The organism is Kordiimonas lipolytica (assembly GCF_042651265.1).
Taxonomy (GTDB): Bacteria; Pseudomonadota; Alphaproteobacteria; order Sphingomonadales; family Kordiimonadaceae; genus Kordiimonas; species Kordiimonas lipolytica.
Map to the genome: position 1 here is coordinate 166,821 of NZ_JBHSCR010000014.1, position 21,146 is coordinate 187,966.

Annotated in this window: 22 protein-coding genes and 1 other RNA gene; 15 read left to right on the plus strand and 8 right to left on the minus strand. The window is 57.4% G+C overall.

The features are described 5' to 3' along the window. The first annotated feature begins 4 nt into the window (after positions 1-4). From ffs to ACFO5Q_RS13355, 10 genes are all read left to right on the plus strand, one after another. An RNA gene (gene ffs, locus ACFO5Q_RS13310) (signal recognition particle sRNA small type) lies at positions 5-101 on the plus strand. A 135-nt stretch (positions 102-236) separates the two neighbouring features. Then, entirely contained in the window at positions 237-2,027 is a 1,791-nt protein-coding gene (locus ACFO5Q_RS13315) for a DNA polymerase III subunit gamma/tau (protein ID WP_068143414.1), read from the plus strand. A gap of 122 nt (positions 2,028-2,149) precedes the next feature. Next, positions 2,150-2,473 (plus strand): YbaB/EbfC family nucleoid-associated protein, encoded by a 324-nt coding sequence (locus tag ACFO5Q_RS13320; protein ID WP_068143416.1) that lies wholly within the window; start codon positions 2,150-2,152, stop codon positions 2,471-2,473. A 17-nt stretch (positions 2,474-2,490) separates the two neighbouring features. Next, complete coding sequence (locus ACFO5Q_RS13325; protein ID WP_082719643.1) at positions 2,491-3,210, plus strand: CatB-related O-acetyltransferase; 720 nt, start codon at positions 2,491-2,493, stop codon at positions 3,208-3,210. Positions 3,211-3,266: 56 nt separating this feature from the next. Next, positions 3,267-3,809, plus strand: coding sequence for a hypothetical protein (locus ACFO5Q_RS13330; RefSeq protein WP_156431842.1), 543 nt, complete (start codon positions 3,267-3,269; stop codon positions 3,807-3,809). 139 nt (positions 3,810-3,948) lie between these two features. Beyond that, positions 3,949-4,602 carry a DUF5671 domain-containing protein gene (locus ACFO5Q_RS13335; RefSeq protein WP_068143422.1) on the plus strand — a complete coding sequence of 218 codons (654 nt, stop codon included), beginning with the start codon at positions 3,949-3,951 and terminating at the stop codon, positions 4,600-4,602. Next, the gene (locus tag ACFO5Q_RS13340; protein ID WP_068143425.1) at positions 4,592-5,041 is read left to right on the plus strand and encodes a hypothetical protein; all 450 of its coding nucleotides are present in this window, start codon (positions 4,592-4,594) and stop codon (positions 5,039-5,041) included. The genes ACFO5Q_RS13335 and ACFO5Q_RS13340 overlap by 11 nt, the downstream gene beginning before the upstream one ends. Further along, on the plus strand, positions 5,022-5,303 hold the full coding sequence (locus ACFO5Q_RS13345) for a GIY-YIG nuclease family protein (protein WP_068143428.1): 282 nt from the start codon (positions 5,022-5,024) through the stop codon (positions 5,301-5,303). Before ACFO5Q_RS13340 ends, ACFO5Q_RS13345 begins: the two co-directional genes overlap by 20 nt. After that, positions 5,304-5,909, plus strand: coding sequence for a recombination mediator RecR (gene recR / locus ACFO5Q_RS13350; RefSeq protein ID WP_068143430.1), 606 nt, complete (start codon positions 5,304-5,306; stop codon positions 5,907-5,909). It begins immediately after the preceding gene. Beyond that, on the plus strand, positions 5,909-6,301 hold the full coding sequence (locus ACFO5Q_RS13355) for a GFA family protein (protein WP_068143431.1): 393 nt from the start codon (positions 5,909-5,911) through the stop codon (positions 6,299-6,301). The genes recR and ACFO5Q_RS13355 overlap by 1 nt, the downstream gene beginning before the upstream one ends. 255 nt (positions 6,302-6,556) lie before the next feature. Here ACFO5Q_RS13355 and dapE read toward each other — a convergent pair whose 3' ends face one another. From dapE to ACFO5Q_RS13370, 3 genes are all read right to left on the minus strand, one after another. Then, on the minus strand, positions 6,557-7,696 hold the full coding sequence (dapE, locus tag ACFO5Q_RS13360) for a succinyl-diaminopimelate desuccinylase (protein WP_068143433.1): 1,140 nt from the start codon (positions 7,694-7,696) through the stop codon (positions 6,557-6,559). Positions 7,697-7,699: 3 nt separating this feature from the next. Beyond that, positions 7,700-8,539, minus strand: a complete 840-nt coding sequence (gene dapD / locus ACFO5Q_RS13365) for a 2,3,4,5-tetrahydropyridine-2,6-dicarboxylate N-succinyltransferase (protein ID WP_068143434.1) — start codon at positions 8,537-8,539, stop codon at positions 7,700-7,702. Between the two features lie 109 nt (positions 8,540-8,648). Then, a complete protein-coding gene (locus tag ACFO5Q_RS13370) occupies positions 8,649-9,341 on the minus strand; it encodes a pyrimidine 5'-nucleotidase (protein ID WP_068143436.1) in 693 nt (230 codons plus the stop codon). Between the two features lie 116 nt (positions 9,342-9,457). On the opposite strand from ACFO5Q_RS13370, the gene ACFO5Q_RS13375 reads away from it, so the two are divergent. The 3 genes from ACFO5Q_RS13375 to fumC are packed head-to-tail and all read left to right on the plus strand — an operon-like array spanning position 9,458 to position 13,811. After that, complete coding sequence (locus tag ACFO5Q_RS13375; protein WP_068143438.1) at positions 9,458-11,125, plus strand: sensor domain-containing diguanylate cyclase; 1,668 nt, start codon at positions 9,458-9,460, stop codon at positions 11,123-11,125. After that, positions 11,125-12,405 (plus strand): DUF2336 domain-containing protein, encoded by a 1,281-nt coding sequence (locus ACFO5Q_RS13380; protein WP_068143439.1) that lies wholly within the window; start codon positions 11,125-11,127, stop codon positions 12,403-12,405. Before ACFO5Q_RS13375 ends, ACFO5Q_RS13380 begins: the two co-directional genes overlap by 1 nt. Before the next feature lie 8 nt (positions 12,406-12,413). Further along, a complete protein-coding gene (fumC, locus tag ACFO5Q_RS13385) occupies positions 12,414-13,811 on the plus strand; it encodes a class II fumarate hydratase (RefSeq protein WP_068143441.1) in 1,398 nt (465 codons plus the stop codon). A gap of 56 nt (positions 13,812-13,867) precedes the next feature. Here the strand turns inward: fumC and ACFO5Q_RS13390 are convergent, their stop codons facing one another. The 5 genes from ACFO5Q_RS13390 to ACFO5Q_RS13410 form a co-directional block, all read right to left on the minus strand. After that, positions 13,868-14,728: a hypothetical protein gene (locus ACFO5Q_RS13390; RefSeq protein WP_380084381.1), complete on the minus strand. Its 861-nt coding sequence runs from the start codon at positions 14,726-14,728 to the stop codon at positions 13,868-13,870. 290 nt (positions 14,729-15,018) lie between these two features. Continuing rightward, entirely contained in the window at positions 15,019-15,927 is a 909-nt protein-coding gene (gene argB, locus ACFO5Q_RS13395) for an acetylglutamate kinase (protein WP_082719644.1), read from the minus strand. A 52-nt stretch (positions 15,928-15,979) separates the two neighbouring features. Further along, the gene (locus ACFO5Q_RS13400) at positions 15,980-16,705 is read right to left on the minus strand and encodes a lysoplasmalogenase (RefSeq protein WP_068143445.1); all 726 of its coding nucleotides are present in this window, start codon (positions 16,703-16,705) and stop codon (positions 15,980-15,982) included. A gap of 101 nt (positions 16,706-16,806) precedes the next feature. After that, complete coding sequence (locus tag ACFO5Q_RS13405) at positions 16,807-18,111, minus strand: MFS transporter (protein WP_068143447.1); 1,305 nt, start codon at positions 18,109-18,111, stop codon at positions 16,807-16,809. Positions 18,112-18,121: 10 nt separating this feature from the next. Then, positions 18,122-18,751, minus strand: a complete 630-nt coding sequence (locus ACFO5Q_RS13410) for a cation transporter (RefSeq protein WP_068143449.1) — start codon at positions 18,749-18,751, stop codon at positions 18,122-18,124. 174 nt (positions 18,752-18,925) lie between these two features. On the opposite strand from ACFO5Q_RS13410, the gene ACFO5Q_RS13415 reads away from it, so the two are divergent. Both ACFO5Q_RS13415 and hemH read left to right on the plus strand, forming a co-directional pair. Further along, the gene (locus ACFO5Q_RS13415) at positions 18,926-20,008 is read left to right on the plus strand and encodes a succinylglutamate desuccinylase/aspartoacylase family protein (protein WP_068143451.1); all 1,083 of its coding nucleotides are present in this window, start codon (positions 18,926-18,928) and stop codon (positions 20,006-20,008) included. Positions 20,009-20,122: 114 nt separating this feature from the next. Next, complete coding sequence (gene hemH, locus ACFO5Q_RS13420) at positions 20,123-21,145, plus strand: ferrochelatase (RefSeq protein WP_068143452.1); 1,023 nt, start codon at positions 20,123-20,125, stop codon at positions 21,143-21,145. The last annotated feature ends 1 nt before the right edge of the window (position 21,146 follow it).

The window sequence follows — 21,146 nt, forward strand, 5'->3', positions numbered from 1 at the left end:
CCCCCGGGAGAGCCGGCGGACATTCCGCTCGCCAACCCGGTCAGGTCCGAAAGGAAGCAGCCGTAACGAGTTAGGCATGGGTCGCATTGGCCCTCCCACCCTTTCAGGGGATCAAGATGAACGCGCAAGGAATTTGCGGGTTCATTTTTTTTGCCTGCAACACCCATGCTAAAGCCTTTTCCCCCGCTTCCAGACCTGCTAGTCATATGCCCTCAGTATTACAGGGATGAGGCTTTATGAGCGATAGCGCACCAAAGACTGAATATCAGGTTCTGGCCCGTAAATACCGGCCGTCGGATTTCGACAGCCTGATTGGGCAGGAAGCCATGGTGCGGACGCTTTCGAACGCCATCGATACAGGCCGCCTGGCGCACGCTTTCGTGCTGACGGGCGTTCGCGGTGTGGGTAAAACCACCACGGCGCGGATCATCGCCAAGGCGCTCAACTGTACAGCCCACGACGGCCCCACCATCAACCCATGCGGCAAATGCGAAAACTGTAAGTCCATTGCCGAATCGCGCCACGTTGACGTGCTCGAGATGGATGCCGCGTCGCGTACAGGCGTGGACGATATCCGCGAGATTATCGAAAGCGTGCGCTATGCGCCGGTGTCCGCGCGCTACAAGATTTACATCATCGACGAAGTGCACATGCTGTCGAAAAACGCCTTCAACGCACTTCTTAAGACGCTTGAAGAACCGCCTGAGCATGTGAAGTTCATCTTCGCCACCACGGAGATCCGCAAGCTGCCTGTGACGGTTCTTTCCCGCTGTCAGCGCTTTGACCTGAAGCGGGTGGAAGCCGAAACGCTGATCGCGCATCTGGCGAAGCTTGTGGAAAAGGAAGGCGCGAAGGCAGACGAGGGCGCGCTGAAGCTTATTGCGCGAGCCGCCGAAGGCTCGGTGCGTGACAGCCTGTCGCTTCTGGACCAAGCCATCGCCCACGGCGGTGGTGAGGTGTCGGAAAGCCAAGTCCGCGATATGCTTGGCCTCGCGGACCGCGCCCAGGTGCTGGACCTGTTTGAGCAGGTGATGAAAGGCGAGATCAAGGAAGCCCTTACCACGCTTAGGTCCCAGTATGACTCCGGCGCTGACCCGGCTGTTGTGCTGAATGACCTTCTGGAAGTTACCCACTGGCTGACCCGCCTCAAGGTGACGCCGGATACCGGCACAGATACTCTTGTTTCGGAAGCGGAACGAAAACAGGGTGGCGCCATGGCTGAAACGCTTGGCATGCCGCACCTGACCCGCGCGTGGCAGATGCTCTTGAAGGGTGTGGGCGAGGTGAAGGTTGCCCCAAGCCCGATTGCGGCGGCTGAGATGGTTCTCATTCGACTGGCCTATGCTGCCAACCTTCCGGCCCCGGCCGACCTGGTGAAGCAATTGCAGAACGGTGGCGGTACGCCCGCGGCTGGTGGCGCTGCACCTGCCGGTGGTGGCGGACCAGGAGCAGGCAACGTGACCGCCATTGGCGGCCAGCAGGTCCAGGCCGGCGCGCAGGGCGGCCCAACGGCCAATATGCAGAGCGCGCAGGTTGTGGCGCTGAGGCAGGACCAGTCGGGCGACCACCCAATGCATCCGATGCCGGTTGATTTCGAGAAGCTGGTGGCGCTTTTTGAAGCCGAGCGCGAACCCACGCTTGCGGTCGTGCTGAAGGACCATGTGCGGCTGGTGGACTATAAGCCTGGTCGGGTCAGCTTCAACACCACGCGCCAGACACCGCCTGATTTTATCATGCGTACCAAACAGTGCCTGAAGGCCTGGACCGGCGTTGATTGGCAGATCACCATCACCAAAGAGGTGGAAGGTGACGACACGATCCGCACCAAGGAAATCCGCCGCGACAAGAAGCGTCGTGACGAAGCCATGGCGGAGCCGATAGTGAAGGCGCTGTTGTCGACCTTCCCAGACGCCGAATTGTTGGCCGTGCGCGACAGCCGCACTGAAGAAGAGCTTGAAGCCGATCTGGCGGATGACGCGATGGAAGGCATCAGTTTCGATGACGACGCCAGCGAATTCGATTTTTAGCGCACTATAGATGATAGCGACGAGTACAAGGCTCCGCCGTTGATGAAGGGCGGGCCGCAAGATAAGCGACGAGAACAGGACACGGTTGGGGATGTCGCGCCAGCCGCAAGGAGCAAACAACAATGAAAAATCTTTCCGAAATGCTAAAGAAAGCCCAGGAAATGCAGGCCCGGATGGGCGACATGCAGGCCGAACTTGACCATGTTGAGGTCGAAGGCACGGCGGGCGCCGGCATGGTGAAAGTGGTGCTGACGGGCAAGGGCGATATGAAATCCGTGTCGCTCGACCCGTCGATCTTCTCAAGTGAAGACAAGGAAGTGGTCGAGGACCTGATTGTCGCAGCGCACAACCAGGCCAAAACCAAAGTGGCTGACGCAGCGGCAGAGAAGATGAAAGACCTCACCGGCGGCCTGGACCTGCCACCCGGTTTCAAGATGCCTTTCTGAAAGTTGGATGTTACCCGATGCAAATTAGCACAACGGCCGCCAAGACACTTGAAGAGCGATATCAGTTGCGGTCTTCGGGGTTTCGTCTGACGGGGCCTCTCAAGTTTGAGCCTGAAGCCCGTATTTGGAACGCACGCCGTATCCAGTCGGTTCAGATCGGTAAATTCAGTTCAATAAGCCCGCAGGCAGTAGTGGTCAGGGTACGAATGGGGCGTTATTGCTCTATCGGGCACCAAGTGGAAATCGGGATGTCTCGTCATCCTGTGGGCTGGCTGACGACGTCCGCAGCTACTTACGCGCCGGAAAAAATCTCACCGAAATTGTCTCAAGAGAGTAATGATTTCGACAGCAAGCCGGAAGATACCTTCATCGGGGACGATGTATGGATTGGTGCACATGTGTTGGTCCCTGGCGGGATTAAAATTGGCACAGGCGCCATCGTCGCTGCAGGGTCTGTGGTGACCAAAGATGTTCCCCCTTATGCCATAGTTGGCGGAAATCCAGCGCGAGTGATCAAATACCGGGTGGATGAAGAGTTGATTGAGCCGCTGCTTGAAAGCAAGTGGTGGGAATATGACGTCTTTAGCGCTGGCAAACGCGAGCAGATAGATTTCGAAAATCCAGCTGAGGCTCTGGAAACGATTGAAAAGTTGAAGCAGGCAGCCGAGCTTGAGCTATTGGAGCAGGTTTGGTTTCGCGTATATACCAAAGGTGAAAATCTTCACGTTGTGTCATGATCCAGCGAGATGCTTCACCTACTGACCAGCTTCAAGATGCCGTTATAGAGGAACATGTGTTTACACATCTGATCGAGCAGCATTTCACAATATTAGTGATCGTCTTTGTTGCGGGCTATCTGCTCGCGAAGATACCAGCAGTTTTGTGGGCTATCAGACAAGATCAAGACCGTCAGAAACTTTTGGCTTTGGGAAAGGCTGAAAAAAAAGTCCGCCAGCGCGCTTGGATTCTGGATCCGTTTGAAGCCAAATCGTCGACTTCCTTGCCCGAGACTTTAAAAAGCCAGATTGCGCTATTGACACCGCAAGATGGTATCCTGATGGCCAATGTTGAGGCAGACAGGCATGATTATGCCGCCCGAGAACTCCAAGCGTCAGATTTCTTTGAGGTCTATCCGGATGCCAGCAAGGAGTCCATCGCAAATGCGCTTATACTCGCTAACGCACTGATGGCCAAGGTCACTTGGATTGGAGAGGCCTGCCGTAGTGAACTTGTTGCTGCCGAGCAAATAAAGGGCTATCTAAAACAGCACCATCCGGGGTTTGAGGCGGCAAGTTACGATGCGGTAATCCATTATAGCATTGTTGCAACCCGGTAGGTGTCATGGCGGACAAAAGCTTCACTTACATTCTTGGTAGTGTGAAAGACGGCAAGGCCCGTAATTTGTTGCCTTGAAAAAGCCGGCTTTTTCCCCCTATCGTTAGCGACAGCGTGATTGTCAGTGATGGGGGAATGACATGGCAACCAATCAAAATCTTCTGCAATTTGTCGAAAAGGCGCTCGGGAAAGGCCAAGGCCGCGAGGATATAGCGACTGCCCTTGAAGCTGCAGGCTGGGACAAAGGCGAGATCAAAAAGGCCCTGGCCGCTTTCGCCCCGATGGATTTTCCGGTTCCCGTTCCAAGCAAGCATTATTCACTGGCCGCGCGGGACACAGTTTTCTACCTGTTCCATTTCTGCGCCCTTTATCTGGCGAGCTGGGGCATCATTTTCCTGTTCTTCAATATCCTTGATTTCACTATTCCAGATGCGTCCAATTCCATGAATGCCGATTATATCGAAGGCAATATTCGCTACTGGGTCGCTTGGTCGATTGTTTTCGTTCCAGCTTACCTCATCGCTGCATGGAAAGCAGAGCAGCGCACAAAGCAGGACCCTAATTGCCCCATGTCCAGCGGCCGACAGTGGCTGACCTATCTGACCTTGTTTCTGGCCGGGATGACGGCGCTTGGTGATCTGGTAGCCCTTATTTACCACTTTCTGGACGGCGCCGCGACGATGCGGTTTTTGTTGAAGGTGGCTGTGGTTGCTGGCGTGTCCGGTGGTGTTCTTCTCTACTATTTTCGGTCAATCAAGGCGGTTGAAGATGCGGAGGCTGGTGATGCAGCCTAGTTCGTCCGCTAAACTGTTCCTGGGCATTGCAGCAGCCCTGACCCTTTTGTTGGTCATTGTTGGCACCGTGCTGGTGCGCTCGCCTTCTGAAATGAAGCTGGTGAAAATGGATCAAAAGCGGGTGCAGCACTTGCAGCAGCTTGCCCAATCGGTGCGTGTTTTTTATCGGGGCGAAAAGGCCTTGCCGGAAACTTTGGTTGCCCTGAAGGAACGAGATGACCGCGTCAAGCTGTCTGCCGATCCTGTTTCGGGGAGAAGCTATCAGTATCATTCTATCGGCGAGACTTCGTTTGAGCTTTGCGCTACATTTTCTTTGTCCACCCTTGAAGGCGACCGGCCAATGTATGGATTGATATATGACGTGGACTGGCGGCACCCTGCCGGTGACTATTGCTTCAAAATCGATATTGATAGCCAGAATGACCTGCGCGGGCTTTGAGTATCCCTGCTTCGTTTATGTCCTCGGGAGCGTGAAGGACGGCAAGGCTCGCACCTATGTGGGCTGGACCAGGGATGTGGAGGCGCGGCTTGCGTCCCACAACGCGGGCACCGGTGCCAAATCCACCCGCGGGCGAGAGTGGGTGGTTTTGCATACAGAAGAGTTTAAAACACGCGGCGAGGCCATGAGCCGGGAATGGCACTTGAAACGCGACCGGAAATTCCGCAAAAAGCTGGTGGAAGAGTTTTTGAAAGGCCAATAGATGCCCCGTTCCCACGGCAGTGAAATTGATACGCTTATCCAGCTCCTGGCCAGGCTGCCCGGTCTTGGGCCACGGTCTGCACGGCGGTCCACGCTGCAGCTTCTCAAGAAACGCGACACCGTGATGAAGCCGCTCGCGGACGCCCTTCACATGGTGGCGGACAAGATTGTCATCTGCGATACCTGCGGCAATATCGATACCCACAATCCCTGCCATGTGTGTGAAGACACGCGGCGTGACCGCAGCCTGGTGTGCGTGGTTGAGGATGTCGCCGACCTTTGGGCGCTTGACCGGTCCGAGACCTTCAAGGGGCTTTATCATGTTTTGGGCGGCACACTTTCGGCACTCGATGGTGTGGGCCCAGACGAGTTGAATATCACCCCACTGATTGACCGCGTTCAAACAGGCGAAGTGCAGGAGGTGATCCTGGCGCTTAACGCCACAGTAGACGGGCAGACCACCAGCCACTATCTGGCGGAGCGGCTGTCGGGTAGCGGGGTAAAGGTTACGGCGCTGGCGCACGGCGTGCCCGTGGGCGGCGAGTTGGATTATCTGGATGATGGTACGCTGGCGGCAGCGCTGCGTGCCCGAGGGAGTATAAGCTGATGACAGACCATGTGAAGCACAAGGGCGGCTGCCACTGCGGCGCAGTGACGTTTGAACTGACAGCCCCGGCAACACTCAAGGGAAAGCGCTGCAACTGCAGCATCTGCAGCATGACAGGCTTCATCCATGTGTTTGCAACAAAGGACGAATTCCGCATCACATCAGGCGCGGACAACCTGACTGACTACCGTTTCAATACAGGCACTGCGCAGCACCTCTTTTGCAAAACCTGCGGTGTCAAAAGCTTTTACGTGCCCCGCAGCCATCCGGACGGCTGGTCGGTCAACCTCAACTGTATCGACAAAACGACGGTTACGGACATTGATGTCGCTGATTTTGACGGCGCTAACTGGGAAGCCAATATTGCTGGCCTGCGCTCCGAAGGCGCTTAAGGTACAGCAAATCCCCCAAAAAGAGGGTCGGGGCCTGCGCGCTTTGGCAACAGACCCCGAGGGGAGCCCAGGCGTCAGCCAGGGGCTCGGGAGTGTGAAACGTCTCTCTAAGGGGAATATCCCCACCTATCATCGCAAATCGGAAGGCCGAGTTGGGCGGCCAACCATCGTCACTCGGGAATATTCTCATCCGCTTGAGATTGAAAATACTCTTCCAGTGCGAGCATCAAAACTAGAAAGAATTTAGGTGGGGTTTTAGCCCAGCAGGCGGTTGATCACGTCTTCATAGATGTCGGTCAGCGCTTCGATGTCGGCTACGGCCACATGCTCGTCGATCTTGTGCATGGTGGCACCGACAAGGCCGAATTCCACCACAGGGCACATGTCCTTGATGAAGCGGGCGTCCGATGTGCCGCCGGTGGTCGATAGCTCGGGCGTTACACCAAGCCGGGCGCTTGCGGCTTCCTGCACGGCGTCCGAAAGCGGCCCCGCGGGTGTCAGGAAGCTGTCGCCACTGAGCCACCAGTCGATCTCATAATCCACACCCGCGCCATCCATGCGGCGGGTTAGTTCCGCGCGCAGGGCTTCGGGGGTGAATTCATTATTGAAACGCACGTTGAAGCGCGCCTTGGCCTCGGCGGGGATCACATTGTGGCTTTCGTTGCCCACGTGAACATTCACGATCTCAAGGTTAGAGGGCTGAAAGCGGTCGTTCCCGTCATCAAGTGGGCCATCCAGCGTGGCCAGCAGCTTGACCATATCCGGGATCGGGTTCTTGGCCACATGCGGGTAGGCCACATGGCCCTGCGTGCCCTTGACCGTCACGATGCCGTGCAGGCTGCCGCGGCGGCCTATCTTGATCATCTGGCCCATCTCCGTCGGGTTGGTGGGCTCGCCCACCAGGCACATGTCTATCTGCTCGTTGCGCTCGCGCATCCAGTCCAGCACCTTTTTGGTGCCATTGACCGCGTCGCCTTCCTCATCGCCTGTGATCAGAAGCGAGATCGAGCCTTTCGGCGTTCCCTTGGCAAGGCGGCGCTCAACCGCAACCACGAAGGCGGCGATGGCGGATTTCATGTCAGAGGCGCCGCGGCCATATAGCTGGCCGTCGCGCACTTCAGCAGTGAAGGGGTCAACTGACCAATGGTCCTTCGCACCCACGGGAACCACATCTGTGTGACCGGCAAAGCAGAAGTTCGGGGCCTCACTCCCTAGCCGGGCATAGAGGTTCGGGACAGGGGCATAGCCTTCTTCCTCGAACACCAGTTTTTCGCACTTGAAGCCCATCTCGGTCAGGTAGCTTGCAAGCAGATCCAGCGCGTCGCCCTTGTCTGGGGTCACGCTTTCAAGGCGGATCAGTTCCTGGCTGAGGGTAATGGGGTCAAGGCCTGCCATGGGTTAGTCTCTCAACAACTCGTTCACCGAGGTTTTGGATCGCGTGCGCTCATCCACCCGTTTCACGATTACGGCGCAGGCCAGATTGGGGCCCGGTGTGCCGTCTGGAAGCGGTTTGCCCGGCAGCGTGCCAGGCACCACAACACTATAGGCCGGAACGCGGCCCATGAACACTTCGCCGGTGTTGCGGTCAACAATCTTGGTGGATGCGCCGATGAACACGCCCATGGAAAGGACAGCGCCTTCCTCAATAACCACACCTTCCGCCACTTCGGAGCGCGCGCCGATGAAACAGTTGTCTTCGATAATCACCGGGCCTGCCTGCAGGGGCTCCAGCACGCCGCCAATACCTGCGCCGCCTGAGATATGCACATTCTTGCCAATCTGGGCACAGCTGCCCACGGTGGCCCAGGTGTCAACCATGGTGCCTTCGTCCACATAGGCGCCCAGGTTCACGAACGACGGCATTAGTACTGCACCCTTGCCGATAAAGGCAGAGCGGCGCACGATGGCGCCCGGCACGGCGCGGAAGCCTGCGTCGCGGAAGCGGTTTTCACCCCAGCCTTCGAACTTGGAGGGCACCTTGTCCCACCAGTTGGTATTTTCACCCGGGCCGCCGGCGATGGTTTCCATGTCATTGAGGCGGAACGACAGCAGCACGGCTTTCTTCAGCCACTGGTTCACCACCCATTCGCCACTTTCCTTGCTGGCCACGCGGGCTTCGCCACTGTCGAGCAGGTTCAGCGCGGCTTCGACAGCGTCGCGGATTTCGCCGGTGGTTGCGGCAGAGGCCTGGTCGCGATTGTCGAACGCGTCGTTGATGATGGTTTCCAGTTGGCTCATGGGTGCGGTTCCTTGGGCTTAAGGTCGTTCACAAAAATCGCAAGAACAATAGCGTCCGCGCCCCTCAAGTCAATCGCGGGAACAGGCTGGCCGCCCTAGAATTCCTAACCTACCGGTTTAAAAAAGCGTGCAGCCAGGTTGCCAGATTGCCGGTTTCCGCATGCACGGTTTCCGGGTCGTGGTCTGCCTTGCCCCAGATATTGCCTGTGTTGATCCACACCGTGGCCATGCCCATGGCGTGCGCTGGCACAAGGTTGCGGGCCATGTCTTCAAACATCACGGCGCGCTTGGGGTCAATGTCGTATTTGGCGACGAACTTGTCGTACACTTGCGGTTTCGGTTTGGGCTCCAGGTCCGCTTCGTGAATGTCGAAGATATCTTCGAACAGGTCGTCAATACCAAGGCGGTCCAGCACCTTGGCGGCGTATTTCGCGTCTGCATTGGTGAATACCACCCTGCGGCCATCCAGCCGGGTGATGGCATCGCGCAGATGATCGTCGCGCTCAATCGGTGCGAAGTCGATATCATGCACGCTGTCCAGATAATGGTATGGGTCCACCGAATGGTGCGCCATCAGGCCCTTCAGCGTGGTGCCGTGTTCCAGCAGATACTGTTTCTGTACCTTGCGGGCGTCCTCGGCGTTCAGGCCAAGAAGCGTCTGCACATATTCGCCGATCTTCTGGTCGATCTGGCTGAACAGGTTGCATTCCGCCGCATAAAGCGTGTTATCAAGATCGAAAACCCAGGCATCGCGCGGGGTGTCGAAGGTGGGGTGAAAGCTTTGCTTTTTAAAATCCAACATGGTGCATATGATACTGCAATAATTGTCATTAAAGCTAGATTAACCGCAAGCAACATAGTTTTTATGACAGGGGGCCAGATTTCAGGCAATCTGGAGCTGGAAGCGAAAGGGAAAATGTGGCGCCACTGAAGAAAATGGCAGGTATTTCAGGCAGTTTGAGCCGGTCGAAGTCCAGCGCCTTCCGCGTTGCGGCAGGTGGAGATGTGCTGGACCAAAGCCCGTCTGCGGGCCCGCTAGTGGCCTTGTGGCAGCAAGATGAGGGTCCGCTGCATCACACGGTTCATGAAGCACTGACATCCGGCCTGCCAACGGACGCCCGCATCGAGGACGGTAAGGGCTCAACCTACTGGCTGGTGGCCGTGCCGCAGGGCAATGAGGTCGTGGTGGTGACGCGCGATACAACTCTGCCCGACAAAGTGACCGAAGCGCTTCTGAAAAGCCGCACCATGCTGAAGGAGCTTTTGGACGGCGCGGTCGATTTGTCTTTCGAGCTTGATGAAAACTACAGGTTCCGCTTTGTGTCGCCTCACGAAGCGTTCGGGCAGGATACGGAACAGTGGCTTGGCCGGAACGCCACGCGCATTTTCTGGCCGGATGGCGAGGCACCTGTACGCAATCCTTTCACAGCAAAGCGCGAGGCGCAGTTTGATAATGTCCCGGCTCTGTTTGAAGGCGATAGCCGTCGCTGGCTGCATTTCAATGTGCATCCGCTTGTAAATGAACGCGGTGAGCAGACCGGCCTTCGGGGCACGTGCCGCGACATGACAGACCGCTATATGGCCGCCCGAAAGACAAAGCAGGACGGCCTGCGGTTCATGCTTTTGCAGCGGATCACCCGCATCCTGAATACGGCTGAAAGCGCCGATGACCTGTTCGACAGTGCGTCGGCCGCACTTCAGGAAGTGCTGCGAGCCGATATGGTATGGGCAGCGATGCATTATGAAGAAGGCCTCGTGCCCAGTTCCATCGTCGGCAGCTATCAGGAAATACTGGATATGGACTCCATCTGGGCCAGCCTGGTTGCAGCTGAAGACCATGTGTTGCCATTTGAAAGCACGGGAGAGCGCCAGCATCTTGCGCTCAGGATGCAGCGGGGGGACAAGAGCCTCGGCATGATGATTGTCAGCCGGGATACGAAAGTCAGCCCTTGGTCGGACCTTGAAGTGGAGCTTTTGAGCGGTGTCGTTGAAGTGCTGACAGCGGCGTTTGGCAAGGCGGAACTCATCGACACACTTTACCGCCTGTCCAGCAAGGACGAGCTGACCGGGCTGATGAACCGTCGTGCGCTTCTGGAAGCGGTGGAACGGCGCCTTAAGCACCAGTGCCGCACAGGCCTTTCAGGCTGTCTGGTTTTTATTGATCTGGACCATTTCAAGGAAGTCAACGACACACTGGGGCACCGGGCGGGTGATCAGGCGCTCAAGGGTGTCGCCAAGCATATGCAGGCCATGATCAGGCCGTGCGATTTTGCGGGGCGCTATGGCGGTGATGAATTCATCCTCTGGCTGGAGGATATGGATAGCGACGTTGCGGCCAAGAAGGCCGAAAGCCTGATCGCGGCCATGCCTGCCATTCGGAGTGAGATCGGCGGAGACGGTCTGCGGCTGAATGCATCGATCGGAGTTTGCCCATCGGTTGCGGGGGTGGATTTGACGTTCGAGAAATTGGCCGATCGCGCCGATGCGGTTCTGTATGAAGTTAAAGAAGCGGGGCGTGGCCATGTGGCTATTGCACCGACAAGCGAGGCCCCGGGTGATACCGCGGCGGGGGAAGAGGAAGACTGATGCTGGGTAAATTGAAGGCATTGCTTGGGGGCAAGTCCGATAAAGATAAAGCGTTGCCCGAAACGCTGACCAAGGAAGACGAGCAAAGGATTCTGGAGACCGGGTCTGAGGGGCAAAAGCAGGCCCTTGCGAACCGCACAGATGCCCGGCCAGAAGTGCTCTATTTTCTAGCCGAGGATGCATCGCCAGAAATTCGCCGGGCGATTGCCCAGAACCCGTCCACGCCGATCCAGGCTGCAGAGAAGTTGACGAGCGATGAGGATGAAGAAGTCCGTTCAGAACTCGCCCGTAAGATCGGCCGGCTGATACCGGGCCTCAAGCCGGGCGAACAGACCGCCCTCAGGGAAAAGGCCATCAAGGTGCTGGAAGCCCTGGCGGCTGACCAGCTGCCGAAGGTGCGGGCCTATGTGGCGGAAGAGATCAAGAGCGCAGACAGCGTGCCGAAGGCCATTGTCGACAGGCTGGCGCGCGATGTTGAAGAGATTGTCTGTGGGCCGATCCTCCAGTATTCGCCCCTTCTGAACGATGATGACCTGCGTGAGATCATTGCGGCTGGTGTGTCTGGTGGGGCGCTGAAGTCCATTGCCAGCCGAGCCTTGGTCAGCGAAGAGATTTCCCAGGACATTGCGGCCACGTTGGATGTGCCAGCAATTTCCACGCTCCTGACCAACCCAAACGCGCAGATCCGCGAAGACACGCTGGACCAGATTATCGATCACGCCAAGACAGTGGAAGACCTGCACGCGCCGGTGGCGCTGCGCCCGCAACTGTCGATCCGGGCGATGAAGCGGATCGCTGGTTTTGTGGCTTCAGCCCTTGTTCACGCCATGATGGAGCAGGCGGAACTGCCTGAAGAACAGGCGGAAGAGCTCCTGGAGAGAGTGCGAGACCGGCTGCACAGTGAACGCGTCGGCGATGAAGAAGAGGACAAGCTGGCGAAGCAGGCCATGGAGTATTTCGAAAAGGGCGCGCTGGATGACAAATTCGTCCATGACCAGATCGAGGAAAACCGGCGAGAGCTTTTAATGCAATGCCTTGCCGTAATGGCTGATATCCCGGCAAAAACCGTACGCCAGATTGTTAATTCCAAGAGCGGCAGGGCCGTGACGGCACTGGCCTGGAAAGCGAAGCTTTCAATGCGCACGGCCTATGAACTTCAGACAAAGTTCGCCTTGGTGCCCAAAGCACAGCTTCTGAATGCCAAGGATGGCAAGGACTATCCGATCGACGACAACGAGCTTGAATGGCATCTCAGCTATTTTGTCGAGCAGGCTGATTAGGTCGGGCTATGGCAGGAACCCGACAGGAAAGCGACTCTTTAGGCACCATTGATGTGCCGGCGGACCGTTTGTGGGGTGCGCAGACCGAACGGTGCCTGATGAATTTCCCGATCGGGACTGAGGTGATGCCCATACCGTTCGTTCGTGCTCTGGGGTATCAAAAAAAGGCTGCCGCACTGGCGAACAAGGATATTGGTCTTCTGGATGGCAGGCTGGCTGACGCCATTGCGGCGGCAGCGGGCGAGGTAGCGGCCGGCCTGCATGACGCCGAATTTCCTTTGCCTGTATGGCAGACCGGCAGCGGTACCCAGAGCAACATGAACGCCAATGAGGTGATCGCCAACCGTGCGAGCGAAATGCTTGGCGGCAAGCGGGGCGCCAAGGAACCGGTGCACCCGAACGATCACGTCAATATGGGGCAATCGTCGAACGATACGATTCCCACCGCGATGCTTGTCTCAGCCGTGCAGGAACTATCTGGCCGGTTGTTGCCTGCACTGGACGGCATGACCGCATCCATCGCTGCGTTTCGGCAAAGATTTGGTGATGTGATCAAGCTCGGGCGTACCCATTTTCAGGACGCCACACCCATCACGCTCGATCAGGCCTTTTCGGCCTATCAGGCGCAGCTGGAGGCTGTGTTGGCCGCGTTCACGCAGCAATTGCCACGCCTGAGCGAATTGCCGCAAGGTGGGACGGCAGTGGGTACCGGGCTGAATTGCCATCCGGATTTTGCGGCGGCTTTCTGCCGCCATATCTCCGACCTGACGGGCCTGTCCTTCAGCCCGGCCCCCAACAAGTTCGCGGGCATCAGTGCTCATGACGAACTTGTGGCGCTTTCAGGTGCCTTGAATGGTGCAGCGGCGGCGCTGATGAAAATCGCGGGCGATATCCGGCTGATGGGGTCTGGCCCGCGCGGCGGGCTTGCGGAGCTTCTATTGCCCAAGAACGAACCTGGCTCGTCCATCATGGCGGGCAAGGTGAATCCAACACAGGTAGAGGCGCTGACCATGGTGTGCGCGCAAGTGATGGGCAACCATACCACTGTCACCATTGCAGGCAGCCAGGGGCAGCTGGAGCTGAACGCCTATAAGCCGGTGATTATCTATAATGTGCTTCAATCGATCAGGCTTCTTTCAGATGCGGTGGATAGTTTCACCAAGCGCTGTCTTGATGGGTTGAAGCCAGACCGTGACCGAATTGACGCGCTGCTCAAAAGCTCGCTGATGCTTGCCACGTCACTGGTGCCTCACATTGGCTATGACAAGACGGCGGAAATAGCCCGTTTGGCGAACGATGAAAAGCTGCTCTTGAAGGAAGCGGCGCTCAGACTTGGCTATATTTCGGAAGAAGATTTCGACCGCTGGACAGACCCATCGAAGATGATCGCCCCATCAGGGGATTGAGTGAGAAGCACGACGTACCGTGCTTCTCCTGTTTGCCATAGTATCGCTAAAGGCCTTTAGAAGTCGATCATGGCCGACGCAAGATCGGCTGATGAGACGCCATCCAGATACACGCTGGTACCTTCACCGGTTTCGATATAGACGCCAAACACCACACCTTCATCCACCTGATCAAAAGTGTGCGCAAGCAGGCTCTCGAGGTCGGTGAAGTCGATCTCAGTTCCAGAGAAATCAAGCCGATCCTCTGTCACGTCAAACCCATGGACCGTATCGTTGCCATGCCCTGCTTGGAAAATGAAGGTGTCGGCTTCTTCGCTGGCGATGAAGGTGTCATCGGCCTTCGTGCCTTCGCCGCCGCCTTCAATGATGTTTTCCTCAACAGGATCAATGTCCGCGTCTGGTGGTGGTCCTGCACCGTCGCCGATTCCGCCACCGGGTTCTACAGGCATGATGGTTACTTCGCCATCATCTGCACCGGTTTCGCCTTCGCCGTCTGGAATGGGGCCAGCGCCGTCTCCGATGCCGCCATCGGGTTCTACAGGCATGATGGTTACTTCGCCATCATCTGCACCGGTTTCGCCTTCACCATCGGGAATGGGTCCGGCGCCGTCTCCGATGCCACCATCGGGTTCGACCGGCATTGGATCTTCAAGCGGTATTGGTCCGGCGCCGTCTCCGATGCCACCATCGGGTTCGACCGGCATGGGGCTTCCAAGTGGTATTGGTCCCGCCCCATCTCCGATGCCACCATTGGGCTCCACGGGGAAAACAAGCTCACCGCCACCTGCGGTTTGCCCTATCAGCCCCCTGATTTGATCACCCGACACGTCTGATGGCATGTCGAGCGTCACCGTGGTTTGGGGGATGGCAAAACCGCCAGGCCCTCCAAAGTTCCACGCCCCAGTCATGTAGATCAAAAGTCCTCTCCTTATTTTGATCAATTGTCCAGAATGTCCGGCCGTGATTACGGCCAGGGGTTGAATTGTGGAAATCAGGGGCTGAACCCAATATGAACGGAAAATTCAGAAAAGCCTTTTCCTGTTAAGGAATGGCATTCTTCTTCGATGTGTCTTGTGGAAAAAGGCTGATTTGAGCCATTTTCTCCTGGAGGTTGGGTCACACCTGCTTCTCTGCAGCCCATGCTCCAAGACAAAGGAGGCCGAAAGGGCCCCCTTGTTCCTTCATTTTGCCGCTTATCGCGAAAGGGTCAGTGCGCAGGCCGTATCAGCGTACCTGCACCGCGCTCGGTGAAGATTTCAAGCAGCATGGCATGCTTGACCCGGCCGTCCAGGATAACCGCACCTTTAACGCCGGCTTCCACGGCCTTGATGCAGGTTTCCACCTTGGGGATCATGCCGCCGGTGATGGTGCCGTCCGCCTTGAGGCGCGCGATGTCCTCCGGGTCCAACTCCGTCAGCATTTCCTTGTCTTTGCTGAGTACGCCCGGCACGTCTGTCAGCAGGAAGAAACGCCGTGCGCCCAGTGCCCCGGCGATGGCCCCCGCCATTGTATCGGCATTGATGTTATAGGTATTGCCGTCTTCGCCAGCCGCGATGGGTGAGATCACGGGGATGATGCCGTTGGCCATGCTTTGCTTGAGGACGGTCGGGTCGACATGCGTGGGTTCGCCCACGAAACCCAGGTCGATTACCTTCTCGATATTGCTGTCCGGGTCTGGCTTGGATTTTTCCATCTTGGTGGCGGTGACCAGCTTGCCGTCTTTGCCTGACATGCTGATGGCCCGGCCACCTGCCGCGTTGATGTCAGCGACGATGGATTTGCTGATAGAGCCACACAGCACCATTTCGGCGATATCCACAGTTGCTTTGCAGGTCACGCGAAGGCCGTCAACAAAGTCGGTCTCGATCGAGAGCTTCTTGAGCATTTCGCCAATCTGTGGGCCGCCTCCATGGACAACCACTGGGTTGATGCCCACCTGTTTCAAAAGCGTGATGTCCTGGGCGAACTGGCGTGCCAGCGCGTCATCGCCCATGGCATGTCCGCCGTATTTGATAACGAAGGTTTCGCCAGCATATTTGCGCATGTAGGGAAGCGCTTCGACGAGCGTGGCTGCTTTCTTCTGCAGAATTTTCATATCGCGGTCCACTGTGATCATGGCCTTGTTCCATCAATGAGGGTGACAAAAAGATGTAAGGCCAAGGCTGGCCCTAGTCAAATCGATACCCGCCAAAGTTTGTTGGTCGGTCGTCCGTCAGCATGACCCCCATCGTCATCATAAGCTGTGATGCATAATAAGCGGCCCATATGAAATAGCCGACATACTCTGGGGCTCCCATGAACTCGCGTGCGCCAATAGCGGCATCCGACAGCACGAACAACACAGCCCCGATGCCAGTCAAGCGGAACGGAAATTTGCTGAGCAGCGCAGAGGTTGCCATGGCAGTCAGGACAGCGGTGTAGACATACACATACATGCGCATCTCGCCCAAACCGTCATACAGCATGTAGCCGGAGAAGAAGGCGAACAGCCACAATAGCGACGACAGCCTGACAGGCAGCGTGCTTATGTCGCTCATGGGTTGGCGGTTGGTAAGGTACAGAACGATGAAGAAAATGTGGCCAACCATGAAGCCCATCATGCCGCGCAGGAATGCCTGCCCAGGCGGGTCGGTTGGAATTTCCAGGAGCACATCCCCTGAAACAGAGAATATGAGCGCGAAAAACAAAAGGGCGTGCCCGAATGTGCGTATATTCACGGCAACAAACAGCGCCAGGAAAGACACGGCACTGGCTTTGGAGAGAACGCTCCACAGGATGCCGTCCGGGTGCCATCCGGCCCCGTGAACCACAGCGCCAATGAATGACAGAACAATGAAGATCTGCCCCAGCGCTTCCAGGACCGGTCGTTTGCGGCGGCTAAAGATGCGTGTCACGTGATGCTCCTCCTCGCGCCACTATATGCAGGCTGCTGGGGTTGTCACAAGTCTTTGATTCAAATGTATCAATTTTAACCGCTGCTGTGTAGGGACAGTTTTCAATTGGCATTCTCAATGCGTGCCTTCAACCGCGCGGCGGGGCGCAGCAGCACAAGGTTTGCGGCGGCATACAGGATCAGGATCTGGATAACCGTCAAGCCTGTCGCCAGGAGGGCTGCGGCGATGATGGTACCGCCCGCCATGAAGGCGCTGTTGAATACATTGTTGGCGGCAATCGCACGCGACCGGGCCTCGCGCGGGGTATATTCCTGCAAAATGGTGTAAAGCGGCACGATTACCATGCCTGCCATCATGGCCACACCAATCAGCGCGATAAGCATCGGCCAGTTGGATGGAGCGGCGATAAAGGCCTTCAGACCAACGACAGTTTCAGCAGAAAAGGGCACACTGGGCACTTCTGGTAGGGCCCAAATAAAGGCCAGGCTGACAGCGCCAAGCCCCACAAGGGCACGGGGCGCCAGGCGGGCTGAAATTTCGCCCTTCAAAATGCGGCTGCACAAAAGCGCGCCCGCGCCAATACCGACCGAGAAACAGGCGATCACCAGCGTGATGACTGTTTTGTCCCCGCCCATGCGCGCGTAAACGATTTCGGGTATCTGCGCGATATAGATGGAACCATAAAGCCAGATCCAGCTGATGCCGATGATGGCTGGGCGTGCGATATCATTTTGCCATGCGCTTTTCAGAAGCGTGCCGGTTGAGGTGAAGATATTCACCCGGATGTCCAGGTTGGGCGCGGCCTGCCCGGTTTTGGGGACCAGCCGCCCTGTCAGCGTGCCGATGACGGCGAAAGCGATCATGATGCCGGAGATGATGAAATTGTCACCGTCCTGGCTGATCACCAGCCCACCCACCAGGATGCCAAGCAGGATGGCAACAAAGGTGCCGGCTTCGATAAGCGCGTTGGCGCCCAGAAGCTCATCTGTTTTCATCAGGTCAGGCAGGACACCATATTTGATCGGGCCGAAGAAGGTGCTCTGGAGCCCCAGCCCGGAAAGCACAGCCACCATCATGTAGAAATTCTGGAAATAGATGGCAAAGCCGCCCACCACCATCAGGCCAATTTCCCAAATCTTGATCCACACGATCTGGTTGGTTTTCTCATACTTGTCGGCAAGTTGCCCGGCAAGCGCGGAAAACAAGAAGAAGGGCAGGATGAACAGCCCGATCGCCAGGTTGGTCAGGATGGACGGCTGGATACCCATCTCGGACGCCAGCTTGACGGTGATCAGGATAACAAGCGCCTGCCGGAACAGGTTATCATTCAGCGCACCAAGAAACTGTGTGATGAAAAGCGGCAGGAAGCGCCTTGTGCCAAACAGCTGCCACTGCGTGCGTCCCACGGGCCCCGGCCTATTCTGCGGCCGCAGTGCGGTGGTGCGAAAGCTCGTGGCTGGCCTGCCGGATAATCTGGAACGAGCCGGACAGGAACAGCGATGCCATGATGCCTGCCACAATCAGGTCCGGCCAGCCGGTGCCGGAAATCCACACGCCGGACGCCGCCACCATCACCATCACGTTGCCGATGGCGTCATTGCGGCTGCAAAGCCACACGGACCGCACGTTGGCGTCACCGTCCTTGAAGCGCATCAGCAGAAGCACGCTCGCAACATTGGCGGCCAGCGCCGCTGCCCCAACGCCGCCCATAATCGCGGCGGTTGGTTGGTTCAGATAGAAAACCGTATAGATGGTGGACCCCAATACCCACAAGCCCATTACCGAAAGGCTGATGCCTTTGAAAAGCGCGGCCTTGGCGCGCAGGCTGCCGGCCTTGCCAATCACATAAAGCGACAGGCCGTAGGTGAAGGTGTCGCCCAGGAAATCAAGCGCATCTGCCTTCAGCGCCTGGCTCTGGCCCACAAAGCCCATGGGCATTTCAAACAGGAACATGGCCGCATTGATGAGGATCACATAGATGAGCGCACGCTTATAGCGCGGGTCCATCCCTTCAAACTTCACATCATGACAGCAGTTCGCACCCATAACAGTCCCTCTGGTTTCGCCCTTATTTGGCCCGATAATATGTTGGTGTGCAAGGCAAATTTCTGGATGATATTCCATTACATGGCTGGATGATATTGCATTACATATTTGCAATTGAAGCCGGTCTGTTGCGATGATAGGCGATGCTTTGAAAGCAAACGGAGCAGTAACCACATGATGCCAGTTCGCACGATAACCCTTGGCCTTCTTGTCAGCCTTTTTGTCGCGGCGCCGTCACGCGCCTCTATGATGCCGCCCATGGAAGACACGGGTGACCGTGTGGGCGGCGTTACGGTGATCACCAGGCTTGAGGCCGAGCGGCTGCCCGAAGGGCGGCATGATTTCTATTTCCGCGCGGGCTGGCGCAACACCGGCGCGCCCATTCATGTGCCGGTTGTGGTGGTGCGCGGCGCGAAGGATGGCAAGACGCTTCTGTTGACCGCCGCGGTCCACGGTGATGAGCTGAACGGCATCGCCGTGCTGCACCGGCTTCTGGAAAAGCTGGACCCAAAGACCCTTTCAGGCACGGTGGTGGCAGTGCCGGGGCTGAACCAGCCGGGCATCAATGCCAACAACAGGCGCTTCCCGGTGTCTGCGGGCGGTGGCTCGCTGGTTGATCTGAACCGTAATTTCCCAGGCAGTGTGGGCGAAAGTGGCAGCACATCCGGGCGCTATCTTGGTGCCCTGTGGCAGGGCCTCATTCGCCAGAACGCTGATTTCGCCGTGGATATCCACACCCAGACGCGGGGCGCTGCCTATCCGCTTTTTGTGTTCGCCGATTTCGGCAACAGCACAGCGCGCGCGGCGGCCCATACCCTTGGCCCCGACATGATCAAGAATGACGCGGGCCAGCAGGGCACGCTGGAGACCAGCCTGATGAAAGAGGGCATTCCGGCTGTTACGCTTGAAGTGGGCGCGCCAAAGCAGTTCCAGGGGGAGCTGATTGACCGCGCGGTCTGGGGCCTCCAGAACCTGATGCGGGCGCACAGGATGGTGCCGGGCAGTGTGGAACAGCCGCCGGTGAAAGCCATCGTGGGGTCGAACTACACCAATGTGTATGCCGACCGGGGCGGCATTGCCGTTTTGCATGTGGGCCTGAAGGACGCGGTGAAGAAGGGCCAGGATGTAGCCACGCTGTATGACGCGTTCGGGCATGAAATTCGCACCTACACGGCCCCGCATGACGGCTGGGTGCTGGCCGTGGCCACAGACCCGGTGCGCGAGGCCGGAAGCATGCTGGTGCGTATCCTGCAGTAGGCACACGAGCGAGATACGCGCCAGATGACAGATATCTGATTTTTTCATGAGCCATTTCGGCGCCGCTGTCGTAGAAACGGCGCAAGCAAAGTTAAGAAAACGGCGAACAGACCTATGACCAGCGAAAAACCGACAGATCACCCCACCGTGGCCCACGGCAAGCTGGGCATCCTGATGATGTCCCTTGGCACGCCCGACGCCCCCACCTATGGCGCGGTTCGGAAATATCTGGCGGAGTTCCTCTCGGACCCGCGCGTGGTGGAAACGCCGCGCCTGATCTGGCTGCCGATCCTTCATGGCCCGATCCTGACCTTCCGGTCTGGCAAGTCCGCCAAGGCCTACGCCAAAATTTGGGACAAGGAGCGAAACGAAAGCCCGCTTCGGACCTACGCTAGAGGCCAGGCCGAAAAGCTGCAGGCCGCCTTCGGGGAAGAAGCCGAGGTTGAATGGGCCTTCCGGTACGGCACGCCGTCCACCAAGGATGGCCTCACGCGCCTGCGCGAAAAGGGTTGTGACCGCATCCTGTTGTTCGCGCTCTATCCGCAATATAGCGCCACGACGACTGCGACAGCTTATGAGAAAGCTTTCGAGGTAATGGGCGAGATGCGCTGGATGCCATCTGTGCGCACGGTGCCGGCTTACTTTGATACGCTGGAATACCCTTCCGCGCTTGCCGCGAGTGTGAAAGACAGCCTGAGCACATTGGATTGGGAGCCGGATAAAATCCTGGCGTCCTACCATTCGATCCCAAAGGCCTACTGGGATAAGGGGGATCCATACCCCTGCCACTGCCATAAGACCAGCCGTTTGCTGAACGACGCGCTTGATCTGCCGGAAGGCAAGCTGGTGACCAGCTTCCAGTCGCGCGTCGGTCCCACCGAATGGGTGCAGCCCTACACGGACAAAACGGTCGAGCAGATGGCCAAGGACGGCGTCAAAAAGCTCGCCGTGCTCGCCCCGGCCTTTTCACAGGACTGTCTGGAAACCCTTGAAGAAATCAATATGGAACTTCGGGAAACCTTCCTTGAGAACGGCGGCACCCACTTCCACTATATCCCGTGCCTGAATGACACAGAGCAGGGCATGTGGGTGCTCGAGAGCGTCGCAAGGAACGAGCTCAAAGGCTGGCTGGGTTAGG